Source organism: Jeotgalibacillus malaysiensis, from assembly GCF_044789845.1.
GTDB classification, from domain to species: Bacteria; Bacillota; Bacilli; order Bacillales; family Jeotgalibacillaceae; genus Jeotgalibacillus; species Jeotgalibacillus malaysiensis_A.
Genome location: NZ_CP085252.1, coordinates 967,579 through 993,796 on the forward strand (window position 1 = coordinate 967,579; position 26,218 = coordinate 993,796).

Below are 26,218 nucleotides of genomic sequence, written 5' to 3' on the forward strand. Positions count from 1 at the left end.
AGGCATATATGGCGCGGGATATTATTAGATTTGTAATCATTGCACTGATCATTTTTACACTGTATCGATTCAACATTCTGAAATTCAATACAACCTCTAAAAAGTCTAAACAAAGCAATTAGCAACTGATTGTTACATACAAAAACTCAAAGGGTTAGATATTTTTGGTTTTTTCCTTAAGAAAAATATGCACTACTTGATGCATTATAAAGTTGATATATCTGAAGGATCAATGGAATTGGCTTTCTTTGAAAAGTGGAAGAATTAAATATTCAGCAAAGTTTTCAGGGAGAATGATTCAGGTGTTATTGAATTTGACACCAGGCGCCGGTTGCATCGATGGTCGATAGAAGGGGAGAAAGCCAGAGAAACATGCAGGATGAGATTTGAAAAAAGGGGAGATAAAAGAAGATGAGTGAACAATCTGAACTAAAAAAACGTATTGAGGATAAATATAACGAGCTTAACTTTTCAGGTGTCGTGTATGCTGTTGAGGGTGAAAGTACGCTCATTCAATCAGCACACGGTTTCGCAGACAGGTCTGAAAATAGGGTCAATAAAATAGATACGCGATTTGGAATCGCTTCCGGCTGCAAGATCTTTACCGCTGTAGCGATTTGTCAGTTAGTTGAAAAAGGGGTAATTAGTTTTGAGAGCCGACTGGCTGATTGTCTGGATATTCATTTTCCACATTTTGATGAAGAGATTACAGTGGAGCATTTGCTGACCCATACTTCAGGTGTGCCGGATTATTTCGACGAGGACGTGATGGATGATTTTGAAGAACTCTGGATTGACCGACCGGTTTACCGGATCGATTCCCTTCAAGCGTTTCTCCCGATCTTTCAAAACGAACAGATGAAGTTTAAGCCTGGTAGGCAATTTCACTATAATAATGCAGGTTACATCCTTCTCGGACTGATCATTGAACAGCAGACAGACAGCATTTTTACAGACTATATTGAAAGTGAAATTTTTAAAAAGGCCGGGATGACAGCATCAGGTTACTTTGAACTTGATCGGCTTCCTGAAAATACTGCGCTTGGATACATTGATCATCCTGAAGATCAAACATGGAGAACCAATATCTACTCCATTCCCAAAAAAGGCGGGTCAGATGGGGGGGCATTTACAACTGCAGCAGACATGACAGCGTTTTGGAATGCACTGCTTGGTTTCAAATTGCTACATGAAGAAACAACAAAGCAATTGCTGACTCCAGCGGTTCATGTTAACGAGGAACTTCATTACGGTTATGGGATATGGCTGAATCAAAAAGATCATCATGTATATAAATATCACGTGATGGGGTACGATCCCGGGGTCAGCTTCAGATCTGCTGTATATCCGGATCAAAACAGAATGGTGACAATTCTTTCAAATCACGAAACAGAGCCTTATGATATTTTAGAAGTGATTGAAAAAGGATGAATTTGATCAAGGAAGGGAAGGTATGAATGGAGACTGCCCGAACGATACTTGAAAAAGTAACAGAATCAGATCTTGAAGATGTAAAGCGTCTTTATAAAGATCCTCTGGTAAGAAAATATCTCGGTGGTGTCCGCGAAGAAGTAGCTGTGTCAGCTGTAGGGAAAGACTTCTTTCAGTCAGACGAAACTTCCTTATACCTGACAGTGGGGGAGAGGGATACGTCTGCATTTATCGGACTCGTCTCACTGGACCCTCATCATGACGGGGAGGATATCGAAATCTCCTATCAGCTAATGCCGGAATGGTGGGGGAGAGGACTTGGAAGTGAAGTAGTAGAGGCGGTACTGAATACTGCATTTAATGAGATGAACCTGACAAAAATCGTTGCTGAAACTCAGACTGCGAACCATTCGTCCTGCAGATTGCTGGAAAAAGTGGGAATGACGCTTGATAGGAAGGTTGTCCGGTTTGGCGAGGAACAGCGTGTATATGTTATTCAAGTATAGAAAAAACCGTTCTCTGCTGATGAATCAATAAGCAGAGAACGGTTTTTTATTATATATTTGTTTGTCTTATACTTCATTTTCAGAAAACTTTCTTCTCATCACGATCCTGAGTACTTATCATTGCAGCTTCCCTAAAATCAGCCTGTCTCAGTGAAACGATAAAATGTGTAAGTACATATAAAAGGATAAAAGGATGTAGCCCCATTTAGCAGTTTGTTTCATCACAGATACTCCCATCTGCTTCGTGTTATGTGCACAGATATAGTAGAGCGTGTGGATAATCTTTTTTTGTGGTTCCTCTATCAGGAATTTGCACAATAATGATGTAAGGGAATTCTATATAATAGACATTCTATTTAAGATAAGGGAGGGGAGTTTTGATGAAGGCAGTACAAGTTGCTGGTTACGGAGATACAAATCAACTGAAAGTAGTGGACATTCCAATACCGGAACCAAAAGATAATGAAGTATTAGTAAAAGTAAAAGCTTGTGCAATTATTAATACAGAAATCTGGATGAGAGAAGGCGCTTATGGCACGGATGAAAAATCCGGCTGGCGTCCTGAGGGGGTTCAGTTTCCACGGATTCCGGGATCTGATATTACAGGTGAGGTTGTCAGTGCCGGCAGTCAGGTCGATCAGAATCTGATAGGAAAACGTGTAGTGCTGTTTCCTTTCACTTCAAGTGGTGAAGAAGGTACAGAACATATCTCAGAAGACATGTCCTTTATTGTTTAAAACTTCTTTAGACGTTTTGAAAAAAGGCGGTAAGTTTTGTATCTCAGGTTCTGCAGGCGGCCAGCAGACGAGCCTGGATTTCAGAACGCTTTATCTGAAGCACATTACGATGTACGGCTCTGTGCTTGGGACAAGATCAGAATTTAAAGAGATGCTGCAGGCAATTTCAGAAGGAAAGATCATACCTGTGATTGATAAGCGCTTTCCACTGGAAGAAGCGAGGGAAGCGCAGACATATTTTAAGAATAGAGGGAAGCTTGGGAAGATCGTGCTGATCCCATAGAAAAACCAAATGATGTTCATAACAAAACGCCTGAGGGACACTGTGCCTCAGGCGTTTCAATAACTTCGTACTCAAAAAACCTTTTTCTCATCACGATCCTCTGTAATCAGCATGACAGCCTCTTTAAACCGCTGCGCGTGAATAATTTCCCGCTCCCTTAAAAACCTGAGTCCATCATTTAAATCCGGATCATCCGACTGGTCAATGATCCACTGATAGGTGGCGCGTGCTTTTTCTTCAGCTGCGATGTCTTCGTAGAGGTCAGCGATCGGATCGCCTTTTGCCTGAATGTAGGCTGCTGTGAACGGGACGCCTGCTGCGTTATTGTAAAAAAGGGCGTTGTCATGACTGACGTAATGCTCTGCAAGTCCTGCTGCACGGAGCTGATCCGGTGTAGCATCTTTGGTGAGCTTATAAATCATCGTTGCAATCATTTCAAGGTGGGCGAATTCCTCTGTCGCAATATCATTTAACACGCCAATCACTTTATCCGGAATCGTATAGCGCTGGTTCATATAGCGGAGGGCAGCAGCGAGTTCGCCATCAGCGCCACCGTATTGTTCCATTAAATATTTTGCAAGGGTGGGGTTACACGTGCTTACTCTTACAGGGTACATCAGCTTTTTTTCATAGCTCCACAAATCGCATACCTCCTAAAGTAAAAGTGGAAGGAGCTTGGTCAGCTCTGACAGGCATAAGACGCGTAGCGAAAAAGGGTGCTCTTTCCCTTTATCGCTAGGTGGCTTATGACTCGAGGACTTGCCTGCTAAAGCTGGATAAAAAGTACTTAGACCTGCCATGGCCACGGGGATTCAGCCCATTCCCAGTGCTGGTGCTCCTGTGTAGGCATCCCGAAACGCAGCGGGCCATAACAGGCTTCAAATTCAGTCTTCAGCCTGCAGCTGTAAGCACTGTAGTAATTATATTGCTGAATGGCCTGCGCATCATCGGGGTGAGTGTTGAGGTAAAGCACCAGTTCATAAATCACAAAATCAATCGCCTGTATTGCTTCAAGCTTCGCGTAATATTCTTTTGGCAGCTGTTTTTCCATTCTGTGAACCTCCTTTATTTACGGTAGGGGCTCTCGTAGTAATCAAAAAACGGTTCCCAGAGCGTACCTTTTCTCAATGCTTCTAAAGGTGGGAACTGGGGGAAATCAGGCGGCTGGAATCCGATAAATAAGTTCGGCGGTGTAACAAATACCTTTGGGCCAAGCGGCGGGCAGGGATCGAACATTCCCCTGAAAGGAAGATAATATCGTCTGAACGGGTTATTCGGTTGAGACATAGCTGTCCCTCCTGTGGATTCAGATTACCTGAAGAGTATATGCAGGCGGGTTGAGGAGTAGAAGTGGGAGAGCGCGGATGATTGGTTTGGAAGTGTAGTTATTGTGCCGGGGTCCGGATGTATCAATTGTTGTCGGAGTTGTAGCGGTTAGCCTGCAGGGTGTAGCGATACGCCGGGGAAGTTGTAGCAATTCAGGCGGAGGTTGTAGCAATTCCGCCAAATGAATGTCAGATCCGCTGTCCTGATTGCAGCGCCAGCCCCACTTAAGATCAAAAAAAGAACCGCCATCCCAGGCGGTTCTTCGTCAATCAATTATCGCTGTTCCAAACGCGCAATACGCTCATCAAGGTCAGGGTGAGTTGAGAATAATCTCATCACTCCTCCTTTACCACTGATTTTCATCGTGGCAACAGCTGAATCATCTGTATGATCTTTTACATTTGTACGACCTACCTGTGCTTTTAATGAACGCAGTGCGTGCGCCATTTTATCGTTACCGGCTAAGTCGCCGCCACCACGATCAGCGTGGAATTCGCGGTGTCTTGAGTAGGCACTCACGACTAAGCTTCCGAGAATTGAGAATAGAATCTGGAAGATAATAATAGCCGCAAACTGCACGATAAATTGCAATTCAGGACGGACAAAACGGCTGAGTACAATTGCGACGATACGCGCAAAGAATACAACAAATGTATTCACGATACCCTGAAGCAACGTCATTGTCACCATGTCTCCGTTTGATACGTGCGCTACCTCGTGGGCGATTACACCTTCAACTGCATCATCATCCATGTTATCTAGAAGTCCCTGTGATACAGCTACAAGTGACTTTTTCTTTGAAGGACCCGTTGCAAATGCATTTACTTCAGGTGAAGGATAGATTCCGACCTGAGGCATATGCGTTAAACCGGCAGCACGAGAGAAGCGGTGTACCTTTTCAACAACTTCACGTTGCTGTGCAGTCAGACTGCCATCCGGATCGAGCACCTTTACCTTCATCATCCATTTTGCCATCATTCGTGACATCGCAAGCGAGATGAATGACCCTGCGAAACCTACGAGGATACTGAATAAACCAAGTGAAACGAAGTCAATTCCAAGCCCTGGTCCGCCTGTCTGGAATGAACCGTTGATTCCTGTATATGAAACAATGAGTGACCATACAATCACAATTGTCGTCATGACGAGGATGTTTGTTAATAAAAACAATAAAATTCTTTTGCCCATTTATGCGCCTCCTCTTACATTAGTTTGTGATAATTGTAACATAATTTTCTCTGAAAAGCGTGACAAAAGAAAGGCGAAAAGTTCCTTCATTAAAGCGATTCATTTATTTATGTGAAATGCGGTCGGTACAATAAAATTAAGAATTGCAAAAGAAGGAGTTTTAAAAATGAATAAATGCAATTCTGAAGCGGAATTAACTAATAAATCAAACAATACAAAACGCTATTGTAGTGGCAGCGCTTACCCATTTACACTGATCTGTGAATTGAATCACAAAATTTACACGGAATTCAGGATGGTGACGAATGGAACAGTCTACAATAGAGAAATTATTAGGTGCAGCGACATTGAAGAGAGATCTGTTAAAGGAGCAGCCGAATCATTATATGGTGCGTGCAATGCTTGCAGGCATGTACGTTGGAATGGCCGTTGTCATGGCATTCCGTCTGGCACAGCCGTTTTACGAGGCAGCATCACCGGCAACTTATTTTATTAATGCAATCTTCTTCGGCGTTGCTTTTTGCTTAATTTTATACGGAAAAACGGAGCTGTTCACATCAAATACGATGTATATGGTCGTTGGCGCCATGAAGAAGAAAACGAACTGGATGGACACACTGCGTGTATGGGGTGCCTGCTATCTTGGCAATCTGGTCGGTATTTTATTTTTCACAGGATTGATTATTATGACCGGCTTATTTGCGACAATGGATCCATCAGAATCGTATCTGATCACTGTGGCTGAAAAGAAAATGAACCTGCCTTATTCTGAAATGTTCTTCAGAGCAATCCTTGCCAATTGGCTTGTCTGCCTGGCTGTATGGATTCCGCTTCAGGTAAAGGAGGACATGTCTAAAATTGTGCTGATGATTCTGTTCGTCTTCACCTTCTTTATCTCCGGTTATGAACATAGCATTGCAAATATGGCTTTATTCTCAATCGCATTGACAGCACCTCACACTGCGCTTGTGACAATACAGGCAGCGGTTGAAAACGTACTGATCGTGACACTTGGCAATATTGTTGGCGGCGCATTCTTCGTCGGCGTACTCTATACGTATTTGAATTCAGCTAAAAAAGAAAAAGAACTGACGGCAAAATCGTCTGCTAAAGCATCAGCTCCTAAGGCTGCTTTAGAAAAATAAATATTAAAGGACTGTCTTTACCCGGTGGAAACTGAGTGAAGACAGTTTTTTTTGTGGATTGAAATATTTTACAAAGGTTAAAAGGATTTTCGGTGGTTTTATTGAATCATAATCTTTAAGGAGTTAAGGCAGTTCGAAATGAGGGAACCAATTGAATCCAGCTGAAGTTATTAATTTTATGATTGCAACAGTCATTATTTTTCTAATGATCGTGCTTACGTGGATGATTTTTAAAAGGAAAAGAACCATTGCGCTATCAATTTCGTCGCTGCTTATCATTGGACTAACAGCAGGATATTTTTATTACCCAACCTATAAAGAACAGACGCATGCCAAACGGTATAGTAAATTGATGACCTTCCTTGAGGAAACGTATCCCGAAGGAAATTTTAGTGTCAGGCCTGAAGTTTATGAAGAAGGTGTTACTGTCGGAAGGTTTGATGTCGCTCATACAGATACGATGTACCTTGGCGTTACAATGCAGGTGGATCACGACGGTCAGGTCTCCCAGACGAGTACCTGGACAGACGGCAGCACGCCGGAGCAGGAGGAGCTTTGGCGGGAGCTACTCTTTTTCCATGGGAGTGAGTACACTTTGGATAAGGAACTGCCTGAGTTAAAAAAGGTTGATCAGTATTTCAATGGTGAGTTAACTGTTTTTGCAGTTGATATTAATGATACCCCTGCCATCGCAGTATATGAGTATGATCAGGGGAATTATGGACTATTAGCGTTTGCAGAAGGTATAAAAGATGAATATGTACAGATAGAATTTGAGGGGCAATTGTTTATCTATGTTAATGAAGCTTTTAAAGAAAGTAAGATTGATCTTTTAAACAGTAGTGAACTCTTAAATATTTCTAATCAAAAAGGAAAACTGATCGTTGTAAGATAAATGAATAATATCTTTACCAGAGGGAATTTCTATCTATATCAATAGAGGAATTCCCTTTTTTGCCCTCAGCCAATTCTTTTCCCCGTGATTCAATTCATTTAACCCTCTAAACACTCATGACCTCCGTTAAAAAGGTTTGTATAGACCCACTTAAGGGCAGTCTGATAGGATAATGAAGCTGCAACAAATTTGCACAGGTGGTGTGATTATATGAACAATCGATTTAAAGAAGCTGAATTTGCCACATGGGTCGGGATCGTGGCAAATACGCTGTTAACAATATTAAAAGGTGTGTTCGGTTATATTTCAGGGAGCCGTGCACTTGTCGCAGATGCGGCGCACTCTGCATCAGATGTTGCGGGATCAGTCGCTGTACTCGCAGGACTCCGAACAGCACGAAAGCCGCCGGATGATGATCACCCGTACGGTCACGGAAAAGCAGAAAACATTGCAACGATTATTGTCGCAATTCTGCTGGTTGTCGTCGGCGTAGAAATCGCTACTTCATCTGCAAGTGTATTTTTAGGAGAAATTCCCGAAGCGCCGGGCACGATCGCACTCGCAGTGATTGTATTTTCTATTGTCGTAAAGGAAATCTTATTTCACTATAAAAAGCGGATTGCCAAAAAGATAGACAGTTCTGCACTGATGGCTGAAGCTTGGCATCACAGATCAGATGCACTCTCATCAGTTGCTGCTTTTCTTGGTGTGGGAGGAGCGATTCTCGGTGAAAGACTGGAGCTGACTTTTTTACTTTATGCCGATCCAATTGCCGGACTTGTCGTTTCGCTGATTGTTATTAAAATCGGTTTCTCTCTGGCAAAAGAAGCGGGCTCCATTATGATGGAGCAGGTACTGGAAGCTGATAAAACCAATCCATTTATAGAAACTGTAATGGCAACACCAGGTGTGAAAAGAGTGGACGAACTATTAGCCAGAACGCACGGGCACTATATCGTTATCGATATCAAAGTGAGTGTGGATCCATATATTACAGTAGAAGAAGGGCATCGCATTTCAAAAAATGTAAAACGAAGACTCCTTGAGCGGCACGAGGATATTAATAATGTGCTGGTTCATATTAATCCTTACAATGAAGAGTAATTTCCTTTCACAAAAATGTTCATACAGCGCATGATCAGAAAGAATAAGGGTATCGGTAATGTAGGTTCTTTATTTTGGGCGATTTTGTATTAAAGTTGGTTACCATCAGAGAAAATATGCTAACGTAAAACAAACGGATCTGTGTCATACCAGCTTAATGAACGAAAGGAGCACGTCTCATGGCTGTGATCGAAACAGATGTACTGATTATCGGAGCAGGACCCGCAGGCCTTATGGCGGCAAATGTCATGACAAAACGGGGCATAGACTATATTTGCCTGGAGAAGAAACCGGGGCGTTCAGTTTTATCAAAAGCACTCGGTATACAGGCGAGATCACTTGAACTATTTGAATTCCTTGGTGTAAATAAACCATTTTTAAAAAGAGGATATCCAGGTCCTGGCGCAAAGCTTCACCTGGCCGGCAAACATCCATCTTACGTTGAAATGTATCATATTCAAAGCAGATATCCCTACCTGCTTATTATCCCTCAGGATGAAATTGAAGAAATCCTTGAGAACCACCTGAATGAAAGAGGCGGTCAGGTTTTCAGAGAACATGAAGTGCTAGACGTCACGCAAAAGGACAATGGTGTCTATGTGACGGCTGTTCACAATGGCATCATGAAAACATACTTTGCTAAATATCTGCTTGCCTGTGACGGAGCGCACAGTAAAGTCCGTAAAGAACTGGATGTGCCTTTTATCGGAGAAGATGAAGGCATCACATTCTTTACAGGCGATGTAGAAGTCCCTGACATGAAAGAAATCCATATAAACCTTCATTTAAATGACAGAGGAGCGGCTGCATTCTTCCCGTATAAAGATGGAACCTACCGGGTTGTCGGGTTTGACAGAACGAGACAGGGCGGTCCGCGCAAACGCGAAATGAAGCTTCATGAACTTCAGACCACACTCGATACCATTTTAGACAATCCCTATAAAGTCCAGCATCCAAAGTGGCTCGCTTACTTTGGCACAGCGCACAGACAGGTACCGAACTACCGCGTTGGGAATGTATTTTTCGTTGGAGACGCAGCACATGTCAATAACCCTCTTGGCGGACAAGGCATGAATATCGGACTTGAAGATGTAGGAAATCTCTGCTGGAAGATCGATACTGTGTTAAAAGGATACGCCGGCAATCCATTCCTGGATACTTATCATGAAGAACGAGCACCTGTGGCAAGGGAAGTAATCCGGAACACAACAATGGAGCTGAAGCTGATCCATATGAAAGGGCTGCTTGGCAAAGCAAGAAACTGGTCAGGAAAAGCAGTGCTGACTCAAAGCTGGGTTCAGTCCAGATTCGCTAATGCCCTTTCACACGTTCATAGTGACTATGATAAAACGCCGATTAACCGTTCGTTTAAAGATCAATCCCTTTCAAGAAAAGCAATCCAGGCAGGTGAGCGTGTACCGGATCAGATTCTTTTCAATGAAGGTACAACAGATGAACGGCTGTACCCGCTTATCCAGCGAATCGGTTATGTGTGCTTGATCTACATTGACTGTTATGAACAGGATCTGATTGATTACGCATATGATTTCACCCAGGAAGCGAACCGTGCCTTCCCGGATATGCTGAAAGTCTATCTCGTCGCACGTGGCGGTACAGTCCTTACGGAGCGGGACGAGCTGCCGATTATCTATGACGTGCACCGCGATCTGGATCAGAACCTCGGGATGCAAAAAGGCAGTACGCTGTTCATCCGTCCTGATGGCCACGTCGGTTTTCATGACGGCTCGGCTGATGTGAGAAAAGTGATGGCGAAATTAAAGCGGTATTTTATTTAAATAGTAAGTTACTGAAGAAGCCTTGATTGCGGGGCTTCTTTTTTTGTGGCTGGGCGGGCTGGTGAGGGAATGCGGCAATTTTGACGGGTAAAGCGGCAGCCTGGCTTGGGATAGCGGCAAACTCCCGGGTGTATCACGACAACTCCGGCATGTATTGCAGCGACCTTGGCGAAAACACCGACAACATGAGTTAGCAGCCGTGCATTTCAGAAGCAGAGTACTAATTTCTCAAGCACGTTAAAAATTTGTTGCCTGCAGGCTTTCAAATGACCACAATCGTTTCTGATTTTTACGTCAGTACAAAAAGAAATAAAATAAATTCTAAAAAAGATTCCGCCTTCAAACCCAGTCATATCAGCGGATTTTAAAGCAGGAAAAATAAATAAAAAACTTTTTTAAAAAAAGTGATCCAAAACAAAACTCTCTTCGTTAGCTCTCTGAAATCAAATACATTACAGAAAAAGGAGAGTTAATCATGAAAAACAAAAAATTACTTAAGAGAATTGCAGCACCGGTACTTGGTCTTTCATTAATCGCACCAACGACTGGACTCGCAGAGCATCATGAAGCAACAGCTACTACACCGGCATCAGATCTTCGCTCAACTTTGGATCAGTTACTATCAGAACATTACGTTTTAGCAGTAAATGCGATGGTGAAGGATTACAACGATGCACCTGATGAAGAGCAGGCATATGCAGCACTTGAACAAAACGCTTTAGACATGACACCAGCCATCGAATCAATTTATGGTGCAGAAGGCGCACAGCAATTTGAAGACATCTTTGTTAACCACAATGATTACTCACCGGACTTTGTGGAAGCAGCAAAATCAGACGACGCTGACTTAAGAGCAGCAGCAGAAGCGGAAGTTGAAGAATTCACACAGGAATTTGGCGGTTTCCTCGCAACAGCAACTGAAGGGAATCTACCTGAAGAAGCGGCAGTAGAAGTACTGGTTGCACACGAACAGGACGTTATTAACGCTTTTGACAGCTATGTAGAAGGTGACTATGAAGCTTACTTCACTCACTTCATGGAAGGCTATGACAGAATGTTTGATATCAGTAAAGCACTATCTGTCGCAATCGTTACACAAATGCCTGACAACTTTGAAGGATCAACAGCAGATGCACCAGCAGCTGATTTGAGATCTACTCTGAACAACCTTGCAGCCGAACACTTTGCACTTGCAGTATTGAGCATGCAAAAAGGTGTAAGCGGTGCTGAGGATTATGACTTTGCAACGTGGGCTGAAGACATGCATACAGATGAATTCACTGCAGCAATCGGTTCAATTTATGGTGAAGAAGGCGCAGCACAGTTCAAGCAGCTTTGGACTGGAGAGCACATTAATGCTCAGGCTGACCTTGTCAGTGCAACAGTAGCAGGTGACGAAGAAGGAATTGCCGCTGCGAAAGAAAGCCTGTCAATGTTTACTGAAGAATTCGGCATGTTCCTTGCAACAGCAACTGAAGGAAATCTTCCTGAAGATGCAGCGATTTCTTCTCTGAAAACTCATGAAGATCAGGTTGTAAAAGCGTTTGAATCATATGTAGCTGAAGACTACCAGACAAGCACTGACACGTTCCGTGAAGGATATGCATTCATGTTTGGTGTAGGTGAAGCACTTGGTGATGCGATTGTGAAGCAGATGCCTGATCAGTTCGCAGCAGACGTACCGGCTGATATGCCTAACACTGGTCTTGGTGGCGCTGCTGAACAGCAGACACCGATAGCAGTATGGGTAGCTATTGCAACAGCACTTTTTGCCGCAGCAGGATTTGCTGTTAAAAAGAATATAGCTAATCAGGAATAACAGTCTCATTGAATAGGCAGAAGAGTGGTTTATACCGCTCTTCTCTATTCATATAAATGGAGGTATGAAGCCATGAAGAAAAAGTTTTTTGTGCTCATAGCGGCAGTGGTTCTGCTTAGCGTGGTCAGTTATCAGACCATTGCAATGAACCAGACAAAAGAAGACGAGCCTGAATCAGCTTCAGCAAATGAAACACAGAATTTGAAAGAAGAAATTGAAGAAGAGACGGCAAAACAGACTAAGGCAGTTGCTCATCAGGGAGAAGAGTTTGTTCTTCTTGACTCTTTAAAAAAACGTCAGGCAGAGCTTGAAGAACAACTAAAGATTCAAGAAGAGGGAATTAATCCTGCCCGTATCCAGATTCCGAGTCTTGATATTGATACCGGTGTAATCTCGGTAGGACTTCTTGATAATGGTGAAATGGAAGTACCTGAAAAAACAGAGGTCACAGGATGGTATAACCGTGGAATACAGCCCGGGGCAATCGGTAATTCTGTCATAGCAGGTCACGTCGACAGCAAGGAAGGCCCGGCAATCTTTTTCTATTTAAAAGATATTGAACCCGGCGCAGAGATTATCGTAACAGATGAAAACGGTGTGGAATTAACATTTGAAGTGAAAACAAAAGAAAGCTATGCAACGGATGAATCTCCAATCGAAAAGATCTTTGGTCCATCTGATACACGAAATCTGAATATCATCACTTGTACTGGCACATTTGATCGCGAACAGCATTTATATCCTGACAGACTGGTTGTCTACACAGAACTCGTATCTGAAGAAGAGCCGTCTGATCCGCTAAAAGTGACTGAAGCACCTGAAAATGTAGAAGTTGAAGCAGGGTCAGTTACATGGCACGCTGTCCGAAATGAAACAGTCATTGGCTACCGTGTCTATAAAAAGTCAGAGCAGGATCCGCGTTTTGTCCATGTAGCAAGTGTGTCAGCACATGAACGGAAGAACTATTATGATCCGGATGCATCTGACGGTGATCAATATTATGTGACGGCTGTTAATCTGAAAAATAAAGAATCAGCACCGTCGAAAAAGGTAGAGGGGAATTGAGATTTAACCGCAAAGCGCTGGGGACGCTTTGCGGTTTTAAGGTTGTACGGAAGGTAAGCTGAAAGTCCCGAAGTGTCGAAGGTCATGTGACGAGCGTCGAACAGCACAGGTTAAGTGGCGAACCGTTCGGAGTAAACGCCGAACCAGACAGCTTAAAGCTCGAATACCATCATCTGAACGTCGGACCCCCGCATCACGACACGACCACGCTCATTCAAACAAATCACTTCTCCAAATAAGAAAGCCCCTCGTTCACAAAACTGTTAATCAGTACCGCGAGCTCCTGAGCAGGCTGATCCAGATCGTCAGCCAGCCATTCTTTAATAACGTGAATCGCCCCACTGACAACAAAAGTACTTAAATACTTCGATTCCACCTGGCGGATGCCGTTGTCGTTCATCAGATTATTCATCATATAAAGTCTTGTAAGCTCCATCACTTTTTTCTCAAAAGCCGATGAGCCATTTGGACTGAGCAGCGCCTGAATAATATTTTTATGTTCTATCATATATTCCAGGATTTTTTCAGTAAGCTGGAGTGCTTCTTCATCAATTTCTGTGCTGTAACGCTGAAGGTAACGATCCATATCCTCAATGATTTCCTCTTCGATTTTATGTAACAGGTCAAAATGATCCCGGTAGTGTGTGTAAAAAGTGGAGCGGTTAATATCAGCGATTTCGCAGATTTCCTTCACAGTCACTGAAGAAATCGCCTTTGTCCCAAGCAGCTGAATAATACTTTCTTTCAGTATTTTGCGCGTATATTTTTTACGGTGATCCAGTTTTTCAGACATTTTGATTCCACTCCTTAACTTAAATGACGTCAGCGTTTCTGCACAGCTGATGATTGTAGCGGAAGGCGGTGACTCCTGCGGCAGGAATGGACGTGTGAGACCGAGCATGGCGAAGCCTGCGGGCTCACCGCCCGGCCGCGGAAAGCATCCGCCTGAAGCGGAAATCAGCAGCCAATTTATATAAGCTTATGTTAAACCTTTGTGAAAATCCAACACATAATAGACATTGTGTTGGGTAACTGACAGAACGAAACAGACTGTCTGTTGAATACCCAACACTGTGTCAATATAATATTAAGGTGTATGAAAGTGCTGTGCAAGAGAGGATGACGCTTTATCGACTGGACGTCACAGGTTATTAAACGTAAAAAAAGTATCGTAATCATCTTTTTTATACTGACGATTATTAGTGCGGCAGCCCAGTTTGCTGTCTCGGTTAATTACAATATGGCAGATTATCTGCCGGACGAAGCACCGTCGATTGAAGCGGTAGACATCATGCAGGAAGAATTCGATGAGCCTATGCCGAATGCAAATGTGATGATTAAAGACGTCACCATTGCTGAAGCGCTGGATATAAAAGAGCAGTTGGCAGAGATTGACGGGATTTCAAGCGTTACCTGGCTTGATGATGTGATGGATCTGACGGTTCCGCTTGAAATGGCGGACGATGAGATGCTGTCGTCTTATTATCAGGACGATGCGGCGCTGATTTCGATCACGATTGAAGAGGAACAGGAAGTAGCAGTTACCAATGAAGTGTATGATTTGATTGGTGATGAGGGCGCACTGACAGGTGAGGCAGTGACAACTGCAGTTTCCCAGCAGATGGCAGGAGACGAATCCATGTATGCTGCACTGCTGCTTGTGCCAATCATCATTATCATTTTGATTTTATCAACGAATTCCTGGATTGAACCGGTATTCTTTTTAACAGCGATCGGTGTATCAATCCTGATCAATCTTGGAACAAACATTTTTCTCGGGGAAGTTTCATTTATCACACAATCAGTTGCCCCGATTCTCCAGCTCGCCGTGTCGCTGGATTATGCAATCTTTTTACTTCACAGCTTTTCTGATTACCGTAAAAAAGTTGATGATCCGGTGACTGCGATGAAGCTTGCAATGAAGCGATCTTTCCCGGCGATTATTGCCAGTGCTTCAACGACCTTCTTTGGATTTATGGCACTGACCTTTATGGAATTCGGGATCGGATCGGATCTTGGGATCAATCTTGTAAAAGGTATTTTGCTAAGCTTTATCAGTGTCATTATTTTCTTACCGGCACTGACGCTGATGTTTTATAAATGGATTGATAAAACGCAGCACCGTCAGTTCATTCCTGATTTTAAGGGTGTCGGTAAACGTGTGATTAAGCTGCGTATTCCGAGTTTAATTTTAGTCATGCTGCTGATCGTCCCGGCATTCCTCGCGCAAAGCAATACAACGTTTATTTATGGAGCGGGTGAGCATCCTGAAAATACGCGTGCAGGACAGGATGCGATCGCAACAGAAGAGATTTTCGGCAAAGAGACCCCAATGGTTCTGCTTGTACCGGCAAAAGACCGCGGGACGGAAGAAGAGCTTGTCAGGGAGATTGAAGCACTCGACAATGTCTCAGGTGTGATGTCTTACGTGAATGTAGCGGGTGCCGCGGTTCCGCCTGAATATCTCGATGAATCAGTCACGGATCAGTTCTACTCAGAGCACTACGCGAGAATTACGATTTTTGCTGAGACGGAAACTGAAGGAGCCGCTGCCTTTTCACTGATTGAAGATGTGAAAGAGAGAGCTGACAGCTACTATGATAACGCACACCTGCTTGGCGAAAGTGTGACGCTGTATGATATGAGAGAGATCGTTCAAAAGGACAATACGTTTGTGAATATCATGACGGTTGTGACGGTTGCACTTGTTCTGTTGATTACATTCCGTTCTCTATCAATTCCGGTTGTCCTCTTAATCACGATTCAGGCTTCAGTCTGGATTAACCTGGCGATTCCATACTTTACGGATGCGCCGCTTGTCTATATCGGCTACCTGCTGATCAGCACGATTCAGCTCGCTGCAACGGTGGATTACGGCATTCTGTTTACAGAGAACTACTACAAGCTCAGACAGGAAATGACTGCGCTTGAAGCGATTAAAAAGACGATTGATGAAAAGCTGTTTGCCATTTTTGTATCAGCTTCGATCCTTTCAAGTGTCGGATTTATTCTCTGGATTACATCAACAAACCCGGTCGTCTCATCAATCGGACTACTGCTCGGACGCGGAGCACTGCTGGCCTTTATCATGGTTGTCTTTGTACTGCCGGCACTGCTGGTCATTTTCGATAAAGTCATTGAGAAAACAACGTGGAAAGCAAACTTTTATAAGGGGAAATGACAATGAAATTTAAACGCACAAGCGCAGGATTCGCAGCATTTCTACTTGCGATGCCAACCCTCCTTGTCTCAGCGGAAACACAGAATACTGCTGAAGACAAAGAATCGGTGGGAGAAGGCGCTTTTGATAAAAAAACAGAGGTCGTCTATGCAACACTTGATGCTGCAGGTGATCAAAAGGATCTTTATGTTGTCAATAACTTCACTGTCAGTAACTTTGGTAAAATTACAGATTACGGAGATTACACAAGCGTTCAGAACCTGACTGACCTGACACCGATCGAGCAGCAGGCGCATCAGATCATATTGACTGCAAAGGAAGAAGAGTTTTATTACCAGGGAAACCTTGAAAACCGGGCGCTGCCATGGAATTTTGATATCACTTACTCGTTAAACGGTGAAGCTGCAGATGCCGATTCACTGATTGGTCAGGACGGCAAGCTGGATATTCAAATCGATTCTTCTAAAAATGCTGACGGTGAAGAACTCTTTTTCAACAATTATATGGTTCAGATCACGATGACAGTTGACGCTGAAAAGTTCAAAAACATTGAAGCGCCGGACGGAACAATTGCAACTGCCGGTAAGAACAGACAGGTGACATTTACCGTGCTGCCTGAAAAAGAAGAAACCTATACAGTCAGTGCAGATGTAACGGACCTTGAAATGGAAGCCATTGAAATTGCGGCCGTACCGTCATCGATGTCCATTGATGAACCGGATACAACAGAAGTAAAAGAAGAAATGACATCACTTTCTGATGCCACTGCTGAAGTGAATAACGGCGTTGGTGAACTGCAGACAGGAATCACTGATCTGAATAATGGTACAGCAAGCCTGTATGACGGATCAGCACAGTTCCAGGATGGCATCAAAGAGCTCTCGCAAAATGCAGGCGGATTAATAGAAGGATCGTCTTCGATTCAGCAGGCATTAAATCAGATGAGTGAATCTGTAGGAGCGGGTATTGGCGACGTTGATACGAGCGAATTCAGTGAGCTTCCAGGCGCATTCAGGCAGATCGCCGGCGGACTTGATGAAGTTGGAAGCGGTCTGACAAACTTAAGCGGAAGCTATGAGCAGGCTTACCATGCACTCGATCAGGCCATTGCGGCAATACCGGAACATCACGTGAGTGAAGAGGAAATCGCAGCACTTTATGAAAGCGGAGCAGATGAAGCAACAGTCAATAAGCTCGTGGAAAGCTATCAGTCCTCACTTGCAGTTAAAGAAACTTACAGACAGACGCAGGAAGCATTTGCATCTGTGCCTGGTGCACTTTCAGGAAGTACAGGTGCTTTAGGTGAAATGAGTGGCAACCTGTATTCAATTGCAGACCAGCTTGAAAACGGACTTGCAGCAACCAATATGGATGAATCACTGGGTCAGCTGCAGCAGGGACTTGCAACGCTCGCAGCAAACTATGCAGAATTCCATTCAGGACTAAATGAATATACCGGCGGCGTCAGTCAGCTTGCAGGCTCATACAGCGAGCTGCACAGCGGACTTGGCAGTTTAACAGGCGGCACAGACGAGCTTGAAAATGGTGCAGGCGCTCTTTACAGCGGTACATCAGAGCTCGCCTCGGCTACAAGTGAGCTGCCGGATCAGCTTCAGGAAGAAATCGATGCAATGCTGAGTGAGTTTGATAAATCAGATTTCGAGCCGGTTTCATTTGTTTCTGATGAAAATAAAAGTATTGAATCTGTTCAATTTGTCATTAAAACAGATAGCCTGAAAAAGGAAGATGCAGAAGAAGCGGAAGTGGAAGCTGAGGAAGAAAAGGGCTTCTGGGACCGTTTGGTGGATTTGTTCAGATAACCGGCAGCGGTTCGTAGGAATACAGTTGATGTTCGGCGGTAAATACGTGGTGTTCGAGGTTTAGCCGAGGATGTTCGAAGGTAAATTCACCATGTTCGCCGTTCAATCACTTACCTTCGACAAACCATGCAAAATGACCTACCCGGTATCCATCATTCAATAATTGAAATGAAGCTGACAGGCGCAATTAGCCTGTCAGTTTTTTTAATTTAAAAATCTTGTCACAGCAGCTTCTTAGTTTACTTTTAGAACATTTGTTCGTATAATAAAAGTAAGAGGAGGAATGATCATGAAAGAGAAATTATTCCGCTACTGGCAGCAGGGACTCACAGTTAAAATGATCTATATGAAAAGTGATGGCGTCTGTTCAGAAAGAAGAGTCCTGATCAGAAAACTTGGTGACACGTCATTTACAGCCTATTGTCTGAAAAGAAGAGCTGTGCGGACATTTCATTATGATCGCGTCCTATCTATTAAGCCAATGATTAAAAAAGAAAAGCTGATTATCTGAGCATTTAAAAGAGTCCTCCCGGAAGCTGGTGCTTCGAAAGGACTCTGAATTTACATATATTAATTCTCTCTTTCTTCTTCCATTCTTTTGATCTCTTCATAACGCTGACGCTGTCTGTAGCCGTAAGTTGAAGAGAGAACAACCTCCTCGTCCTCAAGTGCTGAACCCAGCGCGCCGATAATTGTAGCAATACTGGTTGCAGTCCATGCGATATAAAAATAATTTACATAGCCGACATCAGGTGATACCTCAGACTGCAGCAGGCCCATTGGTATAAAAAGAATCACAGCAAATGAAAACAGGGTAAATAGCAGCATGTAATAAAAGCATACGGCTGTAAATAGCGTAAAGAAAGTTGTGGCATTATACAGCTTTCTTATGTGTGAAGCTTTTGTCGTTACTTTTTTCTTTTCCCACAGCTGATGTGCAGAAATGATCCAGAACACCATGGCAAGAATGGATATAATTGAAAGTAACAACATACGCCAGATGCTGTATTCATTGCTCAGCATCCAGAGTGTAGGGAAGACAAGCGCATAAGCTCCTGTTGTAAATGCGAGCATAATCACTTTTTTAAATGATGAAAACATTGCCCATGGCTTATTCGCCCGGACCATTCCGGTTAACAGTCTAAAAGCACTGCCGAAATATGAATTGACTTTGAATCTTACATCAATGTATTCTGTGTCCTCAGGCAACTCCCTTTTAATCGGGGAAATTTTATCAAATCCTTTTCTCCCCACTAATCTTTTTGGATTTCTTGTCTTTAAATCTTTATTTTCAGTCTGATCCTTCTTTTGCAGGCGCTGCTCAGCCTTCTCACGACCTTCCTCAGAAGAAGTATAAAACATTTCATTGACCAGCTGCAGGATCGAGTCCCGGACTCTGCGGGTAAGCGGAACTGCGCCAAGACCCGGCAGACTGATTAAAGCAATGTGTGCCTCCTCATACGCTTCTGCAATAATCGCTTTTTTTCCATCTAACAGTGGAATATCTGTAATAGCCACTGTAAAATCCCATTTGTTTTCATCTCTGATTGACAAAATTGATTTTATGACTTCCTCAGACTGATCAGTTCCACCTGTTAAAGAATCTATCAGGCAATCAATATTCCATTTGTATGTATCATCAACAAAATAAGCAAGCAGCTCCGGTAGCTCAGCCTTCAGCGAATCAATTAATTCTCTTGGATAGCCCGGTGCTGAAATTAAACCCACCGTGTAATTAGGTCCGCTCATTTTCTCACCCCGCCAATTTTTGTATGTCTTACTTCTTTAACCTAAAATGATCAAGTTAAAAACTATCATTTAAAATTAATTAAATATCAAATGGCTATTGACCTTCACGTTACGTAAAGCCGTATGATGGATTTGTCAGGAGGGGGTAAGATGGAATATACAGTTCAGCAGCTGGCAAAGCTGTCCGGTGTAAGCGGCCGCACTCTGAGATATTATGATGAGATCGATCTGTTAAAGCCTTCAAGAATCAGTTCGTCAGGCTACCGGATATATAGCCAGAAGGAAGTGGATCTGCTGCAGCAGATTCTCTTTTATCGGGAGCTTGAGGTGAGCCTTGATGAAATCAGGCGCATCATTTACCACCCGGACTTTGATCTTATAGCAGCTTTGCAGCAGCATGTTGAAAAACTGCAGAAAAAACACGTCCGTCTTGAACAAATCATTTCAACCGTGCAAAAAACGATTGAAAGTAAAAAAGGAGGCACTCCAATGGCAGATCAGGAGAAGTTTGAAGGGTTTAAGAAACAGATGATTGATGAGAATGAAAAGAAGTACGGAAAAGAAGTGCGGGTACAATATGGGGATCAGGTAGTAGACGACAGCAATGCAAAAATGATGGGATTGTCTGAAGATGACTTCGAACGAATGAATGAGGTTGAAAAAGCATTTTTAGCAGAGCTGAAAAAGGGATTCGAGACTGGCGATCCAGCTTCACCAGAAGCACAAAAAGCAGTCACGCTGCATAGAGAATGGCTCAATTTCACGTGGCCAAAGTATTCTAAAGAAGCACATGCCGGTCTTGGTGATATGTACGTAAGCGATGAGCGGTTTACAGCTTATTATGATCAGTATGTTGAAGGCGGGACAAAATTTTTACGGGATGCGATCTCTGTGTATGCCGGAAAATAATAGGTGACTGAGGGTGGGACAAAAGATTGTCTCATCCTTTTTCTCGTTTCGCTGCGCTTCAGGCGGACGCTTTCCGGACGGTGGTTGCTGAGCCTCCTCAACGCTACGCGTCTGCGGGGTCTCAGCTTCCCACTAATCGTCCCGGAGTCGCCGCCTTACGCTCCGTTGCACTTAGATTTTAATCAACATATTGTTTAACTTAACAAAATAGATTGTTTTGTCCCAGCCTCTTTTTTTCTCTTCTAAAAAAACACAATGACTTACATACAAATCATATACTTTACAGAAAATTTAGCTTTTTCCTAAAAAGAGAGTTGTTTTTTTCAACAAAGTATAATAAAATTACTGACATTATGAAAACCAACTAAGTTTATCAGAATTAGAGGGATTGGAGGCTGTAAGTTTGAGTGATTCGGTAATTAATATCAAAAACCTATCTAAAAGTTATCCGGGTAAAGATAAAAGAGAACTTGTGCTGGAAAACATTCAGTTTGAGATTAAAAAGGGAGAAACAATCTCAATACTCGGTCAAAGTGGGTGCGGGAAGAGTACGCTGCTGAATTTAATAGGCGGGTTTGAAACACCGGATACGGGAAGTGTAAATTTTAATGGAAATCAGGTGACTGCCCCGGGAAGAAATAGTGTGATGCTGTTTCAGCATTATGGGCTACTGCCGTGGCGGTCTGCTCTGAAAAATGTTGAGCTTGGTTTGGAGGATTTAAAATTAAGTGCTGATGAACGGAAGCAGCGTGCAATGCACTATCTGGAGATGGTGGGGTTGGGTGATAAAGCTGACCGCTTTCCACGTCACTTATCAGGAGGGATGCAGCAGCGTGTTGCAATTGCAAGAGCGCTTGCCATAGAGCCTGAATTGCTGCTGATGGATGAGCCGTTTGGTGCGCTTGATACATTTAACCGCTATTATCTTCAGGATGAATTGCTGAAGATCCAACAGCAGGCTAAAACGACTGTTGTACTGGTGACGCACGATATTGATGAAGCCATCTATCTTTCTGACCGGGTGATGGTCATGCGCTCAAATCCTGGACATATCCAAAAAGAAATCAAAATTGATTCTTATAAGCCGAGAGACAGAAGCGGCAGTGATTTTCAGTATTACCGGAAAATGATTTTAGAGGAGTTTCACCTGGCAAGCTCTAAGCCGCCAATTGAATATAATATCTAGATGGATGAGGGAAAAGAAATGAAACGTAGTAAATTATTTGTACTTAGTCTGCTTTTAGCTGTATCAATGGTACTTAGTGCGTGCGGAAGTGAAAGCAGCGGTGGGGATGGAGAGAAGCCTACAATTAAGCTTGGCTATTTACCGATTACTCATGCAGTACCTCTTTTTATTGAAGATCAGATGAACGAAGAAGGGGATTACCCATTTAATATCGAGCTCGTCAGATTCCCCTCATGGCCAGATCTGATGGATGCATTGAATACCGGAAGAATTGACGGGGCATCTGCACTTGTGACAGTTGCGATGAGAGCAAAAGAGCAGGGGATTGATCTGAAGGCAGTCGCACTCGGACATCGCGATGGAAATGTATTGATTGCAGCAAATGAGATTGAATCAGTTCAGGATCTTGCAGGAGAAACATTTGCTGTTCCACATACGTTCTCAACTCATAATGTTCTTTTATATCAAATGCTGAAAAGTGAAGGTATGGCATATGAAGATGTGAATGTCGTTGAGATGCCGCCAGCTGAGATGCCAGCCGCACTTGCTGAAGGCAGAATTGCCGGCTATGTCGTAGCGGAGCCTTTTGGTGCGCAGTCAGTCGTACTTGAAACAGGAAAAGTATTATACCAGGACAATGAAGTATGGCTGAATTCTGTGGATTGTGCACTGATTCTTCACAATGATTTTATTGAGGATAACGAGGACATTGCTCAGGCGTTTGTGAGCAGCTATGTGGAGGCAGGCCATAAAGCCGAATTGAAGGACGATCATGTAAAAGAAATCTCTTCAGAGTATATGGATGTGAATGAAGAAGTAATGGACTTATCTTTTGAGTGGATTTCTTATGATGACCTGAGAATTCCGGAGGATTCATATGAAGAGTTGAGAGGTTACCTGATTGAGATGGGTTTGACTGACAACCCGCCAACATACGAAGAATTTGTTGATTCTACTCTAATAGACGAAGCGATGTGATTGGATGAAGTGGTTTAAAAAATCTGGAAACGTTTTGATAGGCGCAATCATTATTATTTCAATTTGGCAGCTGACAACGATGCTGACAGATATGCCGGAAGCACTTCTTCCGACACCGTTGATGGTTGCGCAGGGCATTATCAGCCTGATTGCTGATGGAACATTTTTTGAACACCTCAGTGTGAGTATGATGCGCTTTTTAGCGGGCTACTTATCAGCCGTTGTGCTGGCTGTTCTGCTTGGACTATTTCTTGGGAGAATGGAGAGACTCTGGGCAGTCATTGATCCGATAGTGCAGGTTTTAAGACCTGTATCACCGATCGCCTGGTCACCATTTATTGTTCTCTGGTTCGGAATCGGGAGTGCGCCTGCAATAGTGATCATCTTTATTGCAGCATTTTTCCCTGTACTCCTGTCGACTGTTTCAGGGGTGAAAAAGGTAGATCAGACATACCTGAAGCTCGCTCAGAACCTTGAAATCAGGCAGCCTCAGCTGATGACGAAAATCATATTTCCGGCAGCATTTCCCTCTATTGCAAACGGGCTCCATATCGGGTTGGGGACTGCCTGGATTTTCCTTGTCTCAGGTGAAATGGTAGGCTCTCAATCAGGACTTGGCTATTTAATTGTTGACGCAAGAAATCTGTTGAGACTCGACCTGGTTCTTGCAGGGATTATATTTATTGGCATATGCGGCTTGCTCCTTGATAAAGGCATCAGACTGTTTGAAAGGTGGATTGAAAAGCAGTGGGGCGTAGTGCCGAATGATCAGAAGTAAAGCCTGAGACATTTTTGTCCCAGGCTTCACTTTTCAGTCCACTTCAACTACTGACAGCTCGTCAACATTTTCATTACAGTGCGGGCAGTAATAGGCGATATTCACTTCTGTCTGACACCTATCATGGATCAGCTTCTTATAGCACTTATCTAAATGTGATCTTCCCCATAGAATAATGGAGTTAAAAACATCTTCAAGCGCTTCTCCACTCTCAGTCAGTTTGTACTCATAACGGGGTGGATGATCCGAATATAAAGAAGCTGAGATTAACCCACTGCTTTCAAGATACTTGAGGCGATCTGAAAGAAGATTGGATGAGATTCCGTTCAGTTCCTTTTTTAATTCACTAAACGTTTTGTGACCGACCAGAATTTCATGAACGATTAATAATGTCCAGCGATCACCGATTATGTTTAAGGTTTGGGCAATATTACAAGGCAAGTCATATGTGGCTTTCATTGTTGTCCCTCCAGGCTTTTTACAATATATAGATCATAACATATTTAAAATTTGTAACAAGGTTGATTTTTTGAACTTAGTATAATAATATAACCCTAACAGCTAAAGCTGATTATTTTCATCGGAATTATTCATTTTTAAAAAAGGAGCGGATAAAATGAGTTTATATCTAGTGGAATCAACGTTAAAAACAGCAATCAGTCAGAAGGAAGATTTTGAAAAAGAAGTGTCATCTTTGAAGTCTGCATTTGCCTCTCAGAACATTAACCTGATTGAAGTTCAGGTGTCTAAAGACTTCAGCCGAGTATTCTACATTTTTGAAGCAGAAGCAGCTGACCAGCTTGAATCATTACTAAAAGAACATGACCTACAGATTGATCTGTTAAAAGAAGTCAGAATCGTCGGGAAAGATCTTGATGAAGTGAAGAAGGAAGCAAATAACGTGAATTACCTTGTTGAATGGAACCTTCCTGAAGACCTGACGATGGATCAGTATTTAGCGCGCAAAAAGAAAAATTCAGTGCATTACGCAGAAGTACCGGAAGTATCATTTGCAAGAACGTATGTATGTGAGGACATGTCTAAGTGTCTCTGCTTTTATGATGCACCGGATGAAGATGCAGTTAAGCGTGCACGTGAAGCAGTGAATACACCACTTGATTCAATTACAGAAATCAACAAGTAACAATCATCTCCGGGTATGGAGTCCCGGAGATTTTTCACAGGATCAATCAGACAGGAGGCAGACACATGCTGAAGGAAAGCACTGAGGTTGAAAAGATTGTCAGACCTTTAATTGCAGATAAATTAAAACCTCATGTAAAGAAAGTGGATGCAGAAGCATTTTACGCAGAAGAATATTTAAAAAGCCTGGGCGGAGCCGGTTTATTGAATTCTCCGGGTCATGTAGCAGCGGAAGTCGTTGCGAAAGAAATGACAGTGGTAGAAGAAACGGCAAAAAGCTGTATGACAACTGCTTTCAACCTCTGGTGCCATTTAGCTTCTTTGACATATGTGCGAAGCAGTGCAAATAAAGAGCTGAAGGATAAACTGCTGAGACTGCTTGAAGATGGCTCTACGCTTGGAGCAACAGGGCTTTCCAATCCGATGAAATCCTATGCAGGTCTTGAAACACTCCACCTGAAAGCTGATAAAACAGATGATGGATATATCCTGAATGGGAGCCTGCCCTCAGTGTCTAACCTCGGCTCAGACCACTGGTTTGGCATAGTCGCCTCAACTGATCAAGGCAATGAGGTAATGGCGCTCGTCTCATGTGGAATTGAAGGATTAATAATGAAAGAAAAAGCAGAATATCTCGGTGTGAACGGCAGTGCAACATATGCCTGCCAGCTCAAAGACGTTCATATCCCTTCGACATATATCATTTCAGAAGACGCATCAGAATTTGTTAAAAAGATTCGTCCATACTTCGTACTTTATCAGATCCCACTTGGATTTGGTGTGACTGATGCCTCCATCAAATCGATTGAAAAAGCTTCAGCAAAACAAAATGGAGCAAACGCCTATCTATCTGTACAGGCAGATGAACTCGCCGAAGAGCTTGAGAAGCTGCGTAAACGTGCAGATCATTTGGTTAAAGACATTGACTGGTCAGAGATTTTAAAGGTTCGCCTTGAAGCAGTTAAGCTGACTTTAAAAGCCGTACAGGCAGATATGCTTCATAACGGCGGTCCCGCTTACCTTCAGAAAAGCCACCCGGCAAGAAGGCTCAGAGAAGCATACTTTTTTGCCAATCTTACCCCCACTATCAGACATCTTGAAAAAATGCTCGCGAACTAATCAAACGTCGTCAATCGGCGTTTTTTTATTTGTAGTAAAATAGAAACAGTAAAGCATTTT

The 26,218-nt window shown here is 43.1% G+C and carries 24 protein-coding genes and 1 pseudogene; 18 read left to right on the forward strand and 7 right to left on the reverse strand.

Annotated features, from left to right (window positions below; genetic code table 11):
- The first annotated feature begins 411 nt into the window (after positions 1–411).
- The 3 genes and pseudogenes from LG330_RS05515 (at position 412) to LG330_RS05525 (ending at position 2,957) form a co-directional block, all read left to right on the forward strand.
- Positions 412–1,431: a serine hydrolase domain-containing protein gene (locus LG330_RS05515; RefSeq protein WP_404408079.1), complete on the forward strand. Its 1,020-nt coding sequence runs from the start codon at positions 412–414 to the stop codon at positions 1,429–1,431.
- A 26-nt stretch (positions 1,432–1,457) separates the two neighbouring features.
- Positions 1,458–1,937 carry a GNAT family N-acetyltransferase gene (locus LG330_RS05520; RefSeq protein WP_404408081.1) on the forward strand — a complete coding sequence of 160 codons (480 nt, stop codon included), beginning with the start codon at positions 1,458–1,460 and terminating at the stop codon, positions 1,935–1,937.
- 380 nt (positions 1,938–2,317) lie between these two features.
- Positions 2,318–2,957 (forward strand): annotated as a pseudogene (locus LG330_RS05525) (zinc-binding dehydrogenase).
- A gap of 71 nt (positions 2,958–3,028) precedes the next feature.
- On the opposite strand, the gene LG330_RS05530 reads toward LG330_RS05525, so the two are convergent.
- From LG330_RS05530 to htpX, 4 genes are all read right to left on the reverse strand, one after another.
- Positions 3,029–3,598, reverse strand: coding sequence for a manganese catalase family protein (locus LG330_RS05530; protein ID WP_404408082.1), 570 nt, complete (start codon positions 3,596–3,598; stop codon positions 3,029–3,031).
- A 146-nt stretch (positions 3,599–3,744) separates the two neighbouring features.
- A complete protein-coding gene (locus tag LG330_RS05535) occupies positions 3,745–4,008 on the reverse strand; it encodes a spore coat protein CotJB (RefSeq protein WP_404408084.1) in 264 nt (87 codons plus the stop codon).
- A gap of 14 nt (positions 4,009–4,022) precedes the next feature.
- On the reverse strand, positions 4,023–4,244 hold the full coding sequence (locus LG330_RS05540; protein ID WP_404408086.1) for a spore coat associated protein CotJA: 222 nt from the start codon (positions 4,242–4,244) through the stop codon (positions 4,023–4,025).
- A 312-nt stretch (positions 4,245–4,556) separates the two neighbouring features.
- Complete coding sequence (gene htpX, locus LG330_RS05545; RefSeq protein WP_404408088.1) at positions 4,557–5,471, reverse strand: protease HtpX; 915 nt, start codon at positions 5,469–5,471, stop codon at positions 4,557–4,559.
- A gap of 305 nt (positions 5,472–5,776) precedes the next feature.
- Between htpX and LG330_RS05550 the strand changes: the two genes are divergently transcribed.
- The 6 genes from LG330_RS05550 to LG330_RS05575 all read left to right on the forward strand — a co-directional run bounded on the left by LG330_RS05550 (position 5,777) and on the right by LG330_RS05575 (position 13,295).
- Complete coding sequence (locus tag LG330_RS05550) at positions 5,777–6,616, forward strand: formate/nitrite transporter family protein (protein ID WP_404408090.1); 840 nt, start codon at positions 5,777–5,779, stop codon at positions 6,614–6,616.
- Positions 6,617–6,767: 151 nt separating this feature from the next.
- On the forward strand, positions 6,768–7,511 hold the full coding sequence (locus LG330_RS05555) for a hypothetical protein (protein ID WP_404408092.1): 744 nt from the start codon (positions 6,768–6,770) through the stop codon (positions 7,509–7,511).
- Positions 7,512–7,721: 210 nt separating this feature from the next.
- Positions 7,722–8,615 carry a cation diffusion facilitator family transporter gene (locus tag LG330_RS05560; protein WP_404408094.1) on the forward strand — a complete coding sequence of 298 codons (894 nt, stop codon included), beginning with the start codon at positions 7,722–7,724 and terminating at the stop codon, positions 8,613–8,615.
- 179 nt (positions 8,616–8,794) lie between these two features.
- Entirely contained in the window at positions 8,795–10,411 is a 1,617-nt protein-coding gene (locus tag LG330_RS05565; RefSeq protein WP_404408096.1) for an FAD-dependent monooxygenase, read from the forward strand.
- A 475-nt stretch (positions 10,412–10,886) separates the two neighbouring features.
- Positions 10,887–12,230: a copper amine oxidase gene (locus LG330_RS05570; RefSeq protein ID WP_404408098.1), complete on the forward strand. Its 1,344-nt coding sequence runs from the start codon at positions 10,887–10,889 to the stop codon at positions 12,228–12,230.
- A 72-nt stretch (positions 12,231–12,302) separates the two neighbouring features.
- The gene (locus LG330_RS05575) at positions 12,303–13,295 is read left to right on the forward strand and encodes a sortase domain-bontaining protein (protein ID WP_404408100.1); all 993 of its coding nucleotides are present in this window, start codon (positions 12,303–12,305) and stop codon (positions 13,293–13,295) included.
- Between the two features lie 223 nt (positions 13,296–13,518).
- On the opposite strand, the gene LG330_RS05580 is transcribed toward LG330_RS05575, so the two are convergent.
- A complete protein-coding gene (locus tag LG330_RS05580; protein ID WP_404408101.1) occupies positions 13,519–14,196 on the reverse strand; it encodes a TetR/AcrR family transcriptional regulator in 678 nt (225 codons plus the stop codon).
- Positions 14,197–14,535: 339 nt separating this feature from the next.
- On the opposite strand from LG330_RS05580, the gene LG330_RS05585 reads away from it, so the two are divergent.
- The 3 genes from LG330_RS05585 (at position 14,536) to LG330_RS05595 (ending at position 18,807) form a co-directional block, all read left to right on the forward strand.
- Complete coding sequence (locus tag LG330_RS05585; RefSeq protein WP_404408103.1) at positions 14,536–16,476, forward strand: RND family transporter; 1,941 nt, start codon at positions 14,536–14,538, stop codon at positions 16,474–16,476.
- A 2-nt stretch (positions 16,477–16,478) separates the two neighbouring features.
- Positions 16,479–18,296 (forward strand): YhgE/Pip domain-containing protein, encoded by a 1,818-nt coding sequence (locus LG330_RS05590; RefSeq protein WP_404408104.1) that lies wholly within the window; start codon positions 16,479–16,481, stop codon positions 18,294–18,296.
- 289 nt (positions 18,297–18,585) lie between these two features.
- Entirely contained in the window at positions 18,586–18,807 is a 222-nt protein-coding gene (locus tag LG330_RS05595; RefSeq protein ID WP_404408106.1) for a transcriptional regulator, read from the forward strand.
- A gap of 59 nt (positions 18,808–18,866) precedes the next feature.
- Here the strand turns inward: LG330_RS05595 and LG330_RS05600 are convergent, their stop codons facing one another.
- A complete protein-coding gene (locus tag LG330_RS05600; protein ID WP_404408107.1) occupies positions 18,867–20,045 on the reverse strand; it encodes a hypothetical protein in 1,179 nt (392 codons plus the stop codon).
- Positions 20,046–20,195: 150 nt separating this feature from the next.
- Between LG330_RS05600 and LG330_RS05605 the strand changes: the two genes are divergently transcribed.
- From LG330_RS05605 to LG330_RS05620, 4 genes are all read left to right on the forward strand, one after another.
- Positions 20,196–20,954, forward strand: coding sequence for a MerR family transcriptional regulator (locus tag LG330_RS05605; protein WP_404408109.1), 759 nt, complete (start codon positions 20,196–20,198; stop codon positions 20,952–20,954).
- 403 nt (positions 20,955–21,357) lie between these two features.
- Positions 21,358–22,140, forward strand: a complete 783-nt coding sequence (locus LG330_RS05610) for an ABC transporter ATP-binding protein (protein WP_404408111.1) — start codon at positions 21,358–21,360, stop codon at positions 22,138–22,140.
- 18 nt (positions 22,141–22,158) lie between these two features.
- The gene (locus tag LG330_RS05615; RefSeq protein ID WP_404408113.1) at positions 22,159–23,118 is read left to right on the forward strand and encodes an ABC transporter substrate-binding protein; all 960 of its coding nucleotides are present in this window, start codon (positions 22,159–22,161) and stop codon (positions 23,116–23,118) included.
- Positions 23,119–23,122: 4 nt separating this feature from the next.
- Positions 23,123–23,896 carry an ABC transporter permease gene (locus tag LG330_RS05620; RefSeq protein WP_039807705.1) on the forward strand — a complete coding sequence of 258 codons (774 nt, stop codon included), beginning with the start codon at positions 23,123–23,125 and terminating at the stop codon, positions 23,894–23,896.
- Positions 23,897–23,929: 33 nt separating this feature from the next.
- Here LG330_RS05620 and LG330_RS05625 read toward each other — a convergent pair whose 3' ends face one another.
- Entirely contained in the window at positions 23,930–24,355 is a 426-nt protein-coding gene (locus tag LG330_RS05625) for a winged helix-turn-helix transcriptional regulator (protein ID WP_404408115.1), read from the reverse strand.
- Positions 24,356–24,512: 157 nt separating this feature from the next.
- On the opposite strand from LG330_RS05625, the gene LG330_RS05630 reads away from it, so the two are divergent.
- Entirely contained in the window at positions 24,513–25,040 is a 528-nt protein-coding gene (locus LG330_RS05630) for a DUF4242 domain-containing protein (RefSeq protein ID WP_404408117.1), read from the forward strand.
- Positions 25,041–25,105: 65 nt separating this feature from the next.
- Positions 25,106–26,158 (forward strand): acyl-CoA dehydrogenase family protein, encoded by a 1,053-nt coding sequence (locus tag LG330_RS05635; protein ID WP_404408119.1) that lies wholly within the window; start codon positions 25,106–25,108, stop codon positions 26,156–26,158.
- The last annotated feature ends 60 nt before the right edge of the window (positions 26,159–26,218 follow it).